The following is an 851-nucleotide window of genomic DNA, read 5'->3' on the forward strand; positions in this document are numbered from 1 at the left end:
GGACGGCCCGGGCCGCCGCCGAGCGCGCGGATCCGGTCCGCGACGTCGCGGAACGCCGGGTCGAGCTTCGCCACGCGCTGGAGGAACCAGAGCCCCACCTCCGACTCCCCGACGGCCTCGTGCGCCGCAGCGAGCTCGTACTGGACGGCCTTGGCGGCCTCCTTGGTGAGCACGTCGGACGCGAGCGCGCGGCGGAAGGCGCGGATCGCCTCGCCGTGCTCCCCCTTCGCCATGCGGCAGAGGCCGATCATCGAGAGGCAGTCGATCGCGCGCCGCTTCTCGGCGCCCTTGAGCGCCACCTCGAACTCGTGGACGGCGTCGTCGAGGAGCGCCATCTCCTTGTAGGCGATGCCGAGGTCGTAGTGGGTGGCGCTGTCCTCGGGGCGGACGGTCTGCTCGACGCCCTTCTTGAACTGCGCGAAGACGTCCTCGACCGAGTACTGGAACTCCTCGTCGTCCGCGGCCGGGGACGCCTCGCCGCCGAGCTCGTCCGCGAGCTCCCGCGCGATGTCGAAGCTCTCGTCGACGCCGGAGACCGCGAGCGGTCGCGTCTCCCGCGCCGTCCCTCCGGGCGGAGGGGTGGCCGCGGGCGCCTCGCTCGCGGCGCGCCGCTCCACCTCGGCGAGCCGCGCCTCGATCGCCGGGTGATGCGGGTGCAGGGCGAGGAGGTTCTGGAGCGCCTCGCGCGCGGCGCCGAGGAGCCCTTCTCGCAGGAAGAACTCGGACTCCTCGAGCTCGTCCGAGACGTCCGGGAAGGCCGCGCCGTTCCCTCGCGCGGAGGCGGGCGGAGGCTTGGGCGTCGCGGGGGCGGGGGCGCGGGGCGGCGGTCTCGCCGCGGCGGGCGGGGGCTT

General features: G+C 75.1%; 1 pseudogene. It reads right to left on the minus strand.

Annotated features, from left to right (window positions below):
* A pseudogene (locus MNY60_RS23530) lies at positions 1–851 on the minus strand (hypothetical protein); the annotation flags it as partial.

This window comes from Anaeromyxobacter sp. SG17, assembly GCF_022690695.1.
GTDB classification, from domain to species: domain Bacteria; phylum Myxococcota; class Myxococcia; order Myxococcales; family Anaeromyxobacteraceae; genus Anaeromyxobacter; species Anaeromyxobacter soli.